The 6,223-nt window shown below is 70.9% G+C and carries 5 protein-coding genes; 2 read left to right on the forward strand and 3 right to left on the reverse strand.

Annotation, left to right across the window (positions count from 1 at the left end; genetic code table 11):
• Positions 1-42: 42 nt before the first annotated feature.
• The 3 genes from FREUN1FDRAFT_RS24560 to FREUN1FDRAFT_RS24570 form a co-directional block, all read right to left on the reverse strand.
• Positions 43-870: an SDR family oxidoreductase gene (locus FREUN1FDRAFT_RS24560; protein ID WP_006542938.1), complete on the reverse strand. Its 828-nt coding sequence runs from the start codon at positions 868-870 to the stop codon at positions 43-45.
• Between the two features lie 33 nt (positions 871-903).
• On the reverse strand, positions 904-2,121 hold the full coding sequence (locus FREUN1FDRAFT_RS24565) for a CaiB/BaiF CoA-transferase family protein (RefSeq protein ID WP_006542939.1): 1,218 nt from the start codon (positions 2,119-2,121) through the stop codon (positions 904-906).
• A 329-nt stretch (positions 2,122-2,450) separates the two neighbouring features.
• On the reverse strand, positions 2,451-3,215 hold the full coding sequence (locus FREUN1FDRAFT_RS24570) for an SDR family NAD(P)-dependent oxidoreductase (RefSeq protein ID WP_006542940.1): 765 nt from the start codon (positions 3,213-3,215) through the stop codon (positions 2,451-2,453).
• A gap of 542 nt (positions 3,216-3,757) precedes the next feature.
• Here FREUN1FDRAFT_RS24570 and FREUN1FDRAFT_RS24575 point away from each other — a divergent pair.
• Entirely contained in the window at positions 3,758-4,795 is a 1,038-nt protein-coding gene (locus FREUN1FDRAFT_RS24575) for a dihydrodipicolinate reductase (RefSeq protein WP_006542941.1), read from the forward strand.
• A 162-nt stretch (positions 4,796-4,957) separates the two neighbouring features.
• A complete protein-coding gene (locus FREUN1FDRAFT_RS24580) occupies positions 4,958-6,163 on the forward strand; it encodes a CaiB/BaiF CoA-transferase family protein (RefSeq protein WP_006542942.1) in 1,206 nt (401 codons plus the stop codon).
• Positions 6,164-6,223: the final 60 nt, after the last annotated feature.

A 6,223-nucleotide genomic window follows, 5' to 3' on the forward strand; every position in this document is an offset into this window, starting at 1 on the left:
ACGATGGAAAAGGCTCAGTACTGACCGGCTACGGCCAAACTACTAGAAGCGGCCGGAGAGGAACTTCACGATCGGGGTCGCGGCCGGGTAGACCTCGGTGAGGCCGGCGGAGAAGTAGCCGGCGTCGGTCACCAGCGTGATGCCGTTGATCGCGGAGGCGGCGGAGCTGATCAGGAACAGCAGCGGGTAGGCCTGCTCCAGCGAGGTCGCGGCCTCGATGCCGACCTCGGCCCGGTAGTCGGCGCCGAAGCCCAGCCACATCTCCTTGTTCTCCTGGGCGAGCGGGGTGTCGGTCGGGCCGGGGCAGATCGCGTTGATGCGGATGCCCTTCTTGAGCAGGGGCATCGCCTGGGTGGCGACGTACGCGCAGACCGCCTGCTTGGTGTTCATGTAGTCGGCCTTGTTGTTCTCGACGGCCCACTTGGTGGCCTCGTCGAAGTCGGTGATGGCGATGAACTCCTTCAGCGACTCGAGGTTGGCCTCCCAGCCCAGGCCCGCGGCCGAGGAGATGAAGCCGATCGCGGAGCCGGCGGCCAGCTGCCCTGAGTCGATCAGCTTGTCGATCAGGTAGCGGTGGCCGATGAAGTTGATCCGCTCGATGCCCGGGGTGCCGTCGGCGACACCGGCGGCCGAGGCCAGCGCGTGGACGGGGCCCTCGAGCTGCGCGAGAGCGGCGTCGATGGAGGCGGCGTCGGCGAGGTTGACCTGGATGGCCTGCACGCCCTCCAGCTTCACGGGGGCGTAGTCGAGGACCACGACCTCCGCGCCGGCGGACAGCGCCAGCTCGGCGGTGGCGGCGCCCATGCCCGTCGCGCCACCGACGACCACGACCCGCTTGCCGTCGAACCGGAAGGCGTCAAACAACGTCATGTCTTGTTCTCCTGCTCTTCTTTGAGGTGGGTGCTACGCGACGACGCCGCGGATCTTGAGGTCCAGCACCGCTTCGTCGTCCAGGCCCAGTTCGGCGAGGATCTCGTCGCCGTGCTCGTTGAACAGCGGCGCCCGCTTCGGCGCGGCCGGCTTGTCGTCGTACTGCACCGGCACGGTCGTCAGCTGGAAGGGGACCCCGGCCGCGGTCGTGCATTCCTGGACGTAGCCGTTGGCGACCGTCTGGACGTCCACGGCGGCCTCGAGGGTGTCCTGGACGACGGTCCACTGACCGACGAAGTTCTCCAGCCGCTCCCGCCACTCGGCGAGCGGCCGCGCCGCGAACGTCTCGGTCAGGATCGCGATCGCCTCGGCGCTGTTCGTCATCAGGCTCGCGTGGTCGGCGAAGCGGGGATCGGTGGCGAGCTCCGGGCGCTCGATGACGTCGCACATGGGCGCCCAGTACCGGCCGGCCTGCAGGCAGGTGAAGGCCAGCCAGCGCCCGTCGGCGGTCAGGTAGTTGCCGGTGAGCGGGTTCATCCGCTGCTGGTCGCCCGGCGGCGGGGTCCACGGGACGCCGAGCAGCAGCGACAGCGCCATGGCCTGCCCCATCGACCACATCGCCGTGCCGAGCAGGGAGACGTCCACGGTCGAGGCCTCACCGGTGCGCTCCCGGTGGAACAGCGCGCCCATGATGCCGCCGGCGATCGTCATCGCGCCGATGGAGTCGCCGAAGCCGGGCGCCGGCGGGACGGGCACGTGGCCGTACTCGGGGCGCATGATGCCGGTCGCGACGCCGGAGCGGGCCCAGAACGCCAGCGAGTCGTACGAGCCGCGGTCGGCCTCCGGGCCGTGCTCGCCCTGGCCGGTGCCCCGCACGTAGATGATCTTCGGATTGTGGGCGCGGATCTCGTCCACGTCGATGTGCAGCTTGGTGCGCACGCTCGGCAGCTTGTTGGTGAGGAAGACGTCCGCCGTCGCGGCGATGCGGTACAGAATGTCGCGGCCCGCCTCGGAGGTGAGGTCGAGCCCGAGGCTGCGCTTGCCGCGGTTGGAGTGCTCGAGCAGGACGTGGACGTCCTTGGGGACTACCGCGATACCCGAGGAGGCCAGGGCCCGCATGGCGTCGCCGCGCTCGACGTGCTCGATCTTGATGACGTCGGCACCGAGGTCGGCGAGCAGGGCCGAGGCCGCGGGAACGAATGTGTGCTCGGCGACCTCGAGAATTCGGACGCCCTGCATCACCGAGGTCACGACCGTCCTCCTGCGTATGGGAAGGCCGGGGGTCCGGCCGCCTGAGAAAAATTTAACATCGACGTCGATACCAGCGTCGCGTGCCGCAGTCCAGCGTCTCCGATGCCTGCGGGCGCGGCGGCCGGCAGGCTCGGTTTATGATCTTGGAAATGAGCATCCGACCAGGTCCGCCGACCGGAGATCGGCGCCGGGAGGCGGGCCGGCGGCATCGGCGCAGCGCCGGCCGACGCCCTGGCCCGGGTGCCACTCGCCCGTATCGAACCTGACCGCCACATCTGTGATGACACTCTCATGTCATCGCCGCAGAGGCCAGCCACGCCCGGGGGAGGTCAGCGGGGCGCCATCCGCAGCGCACCGTCGAGCCGGATGACCTCGCCGTTGAGATAGCCGTTCTCCAGCAGGTCGGCGGCGAGGCGGCCGAAGTCGGCCGGTGTGCCCAGGCGTTTCGGGTGCGGGACGCCGGCGGCCAGACCGTCGCGGATGTCGTCGCGCAGCCGGCCGAGCATCGGGGTCTCGAACACGCCAGGCGCGATCGTGTTCACCCGGATCGCCCAGCTGGCGAGGTCCCGGGCGGCGACGATGGTCAGCCCGCGCACCCCGGCCTTCGCGCTCGCGTAGGCGGCCTGGCCGATCTGGCCCTCGAAGGCGGCGACCGACGCGGTCAGCACGATCGCGCCGCGGTCGCCGTCGAGGAGCTCGGCGTTGCGGGCCATCCGCGCCGCGGCCAGACGCACCACGTTGTACGTGCCGACCAGGTTGATCCTGATGATCTCGGCGTAGCTGTCGAGGGCGCCGGGATTGCCCGCCCGGTCCAGCACCCGCAGCCGGTCACCACCACGCCCGGCGCAGTGCACGACCCCGCGCAGCGGGCCGTCGGCCGCGGCGGCGTCGAGCGCCGCGTCGAACTGGTCGGTGTCGGTGATGTCCGCGGCCACGAAGCGCACGCCGAGCTCGGCGGCGACGTCCCGGCCGGGCGAGGTCGCCACGTCGACGATCGTGACGGCCGCGCCACGGTCCAGCAGCACCCGTGCGGTGCCGAGGCCCAGGCCGGACGCCCCGCCGGTGACCAGGGCCGATGTTCCGTCGAGCAGCATGGTTTCCTCCAGTGGGGGACGGTGCAGCAAGATCGCGAGAAGTGGGGGTCCGGGGTCACCGCTATTGGACTGGCGGTCCGTGCCGACCCGCCGTACAGCGAGCTGTCGGGGATGCCGCGCCTGCGCGCACGCCAGCAGTTCACACCAACAGGGGCAAACGGGGCGCAGAGTCACCTGGCGATCGACAAGAAGTGAGGATCTCGCTTGTTCCAGCAGCCAGAATCCTCACTTCTTGCTCGGCGACAGTCGCGGCTGTGGCGGCCCGAAGCTCGGGATGTGACGGGCTCGGGGGTGGCGAAAAGGCTCAATATTGACGATCGTGTCAAGATCCGCCTAGGCTGTGGCACGCAGCACACGGGTCCTGTGAATCGGGTGGATTTCCGCCCTCTGCTGGCAGGCCCGCCGCAGTTCGGCGGGCGAGCCCCGCGGCCGACGGTCGCGGCCGGTCGCACGCGATGTCCGCACCAGGCGATCGCTTCCGCGGTGATCCACCCAGGCTGACCCGAACGCGATGATTCGATCCCGACGAGGGGAAGACACACGTGGGGAAGTTGCGCGTCGTTCAGTGGGCCACCGGGAACATAGGCACCTACGCGTTGCGCGAGGTGATCGCGCACCCGGAGCTGGAGCTTGCCGGTGTCTTCGTCCACGGCGCCGAGAAGGCCGGCCGCGACGCCGGCGACCTGTGCGGTGTGGGCGCGACCGGCGTCGTCGCGACGAGTGACGCCGAGCAGATCCTCGCACTGGGTGCGGACTGCGTCCTGTACATGCCGCGCTACTTCGACGCCGACGAGGTGTGCCGCATCCTCGCCTCGGGCGCGAACATCGTGACGACCCGCGGCGAGTTCCACCGGCCGGCCGGCATGGATCCCGAGATCCGCAAGCGGGTGGAGGAGGCCTGCGAGCAGGGCGGAACGTCGGTGCACAGCACCGGCAGCAGCCCGGGGTTCATCACCGAGGCCGTGCCGCTGGTGCTGTCGTCGATCCAGCGCCGGCTGGACCGGCTCGCCATCCAGGAGTTCGCGGACCTGTCCCGGCGTGACTCGCCGGGGCTGCTGTTCGACGTCATGGGCTTCGGGCAGCCGCCGGCGGCGGTGGACGAGGCGCGGCTCACCCACGGCCGGATCAGCTTCGGGCCTTCGCTGCTGCTGATCGCCGAGACGCTGGGGATGCCGCTGGACACGCTGGAGGCGTCCGGCGAGGTCGCCACCTCGCCGCGCCCGGTGCACATCGCCGCGGGCACCCTGGAGCCCGGGACGGTGGCCGCCCAGCGGCTGACGGTCGTCGGGTTCCGCGGCGGCCGGGAGGTCATGAGCTTCCGGGCGAACTGGTACTGCACCCGTGACCTCGAACCCGCGTGGGACCTGCGTGGCACCGGCTGGCACATCGACATCGAGGGCGACGCCCCGCTCGACATCTCGCTGCGCTTCCCGTTCCCGCTGGAGCAGATGGCGGCGATCTCGCCGGCCTACACCGCCAACCGGGCGGTCAACGCGGTGCCGATCGTGTGCGCTGCGACGCCCGGGATCCGCACCTCGGTGGACCTGCCGCAGATCGTCGCGAGCAGCCTCGGCTCCTAGGGTTCTCCGCAGGTCGGCGGTTGATTTCCACTTCGCGAGAATGTAACTTTCGGACCTCGTGAGGCTGTGAGCCCGTGAGCCCGTGAGCTCGGGAGTTCACGGGCTCCGGAGCTCACGGGCCCGTGAGCTCGTGGACAGCAGCGCGATCGCGAAGGGTGCCGCATGAAGCCGCTCGACGGAGTCAGGGTTCTCGAAGTGGCGATGTACGGCTTCGTGCCGTCCGCGGGCGGTGTGCTCGCGGACTGGGGCGCCGAGGTCATCAAGATCGAGCACGCGGTGACCGGCGACCCGCAGCGGGGCCTGAAGCAGACCGGCAACCTGAAGGTCGGCGACGGGCCGAACCCGAACATCTGGCACGCCAACCGCGGCAAGCGCAGCCTCGGCCTCGACATGTCCCGGCCCGAGGGCAAGGAGATCCTCGACGAGCTGGTCCGCCGCGCGGACGTCTTCCTCACCAGCTTCCTGCCCCGCTCGCGCCAGAAGCTCGGCATCGACGTCGAGGACATCCGGAAGCTGAACCCGAAGGTCATCTACGCCCGGGGCAGCGCCCTGGGGCCGCGCGGCCCGGAGTCGGACAAGGGCGGCTTCGACATGACGGCCTTCTGGTCGCGGGCCTCGTCGGCGGCCAGCATCACCCCGCTCGGCCAGGAGGGCATCACGCCGCCGCCCGGCCCGGCCTACGGTGACACGATCTCGGGCACGAACCTCGCCGGAGGCATCGCCGCGGCGCTGTTCCGGCGTGAGCGCACCGGGGAGCCGTCGGTCGTGGACGTCTCCCTGCTGGGCAGCGGGCTGTGGGCGATGGGCCAGACGATCTCCCTGTCCATGCTGCTGGACGAGGCGCTGCAGGCCCCGAAGACCGGTGCGCACGGCTCGCCGACCAACCCGCTCTCCGGGCTGTACCGCACCGCCGACGGCCGGTACCTTTCGCTGGTCATGCTCCAGCCGGGCCGGTACTGGGCGGACGTCGTGCACCACATCGACCGGCCGGAGCTCGCCGACGACCCGCGGTTCTCCTCCGCGGAGCAGATCGCCGCGCACACGGCGGAGGCGGTGGAGATCCTGCGGGAGGCCTTCGCCGCGCGCACCCTCGCGGAGTGGACCGAGCGCCTGGGCACACTGTCCGGCCCGTGGGCGCCGGTGCAGGATTCGCTGCAGGTCAGCGGCGACCCGCAGATCCGGGCCAACGAGTACCTGCTGTCCGCCGGCGACCTGGAGCTGGTCTCCAGCCCGGTCCAGTTCGACGTGCAGGCGCCCGAGCTGGGCCCGGCGCCGGACTTCGCCGCGCAGACCGAGGAGATCCTCCTGGAGTTGGGGCTGGACTGGGAGCGGATCATCGAGCTGAAGACCGCCGGCGCGGTCACCTGAGCCGCGCCGCGCGCTGCGCGTCGCGGGCAGCGGCCCCGCGCGTCGCGGCCCCGCGCGTCG

This window comes from Parafrankia sp. EUN1f (assembly GCF_000177675.1).
Taxonomy (GTDB): domain Bacteria; phylum Actinomycetota; class Actinomycetes; order Frankiales; family Frankiaceae; genus Parafrankia.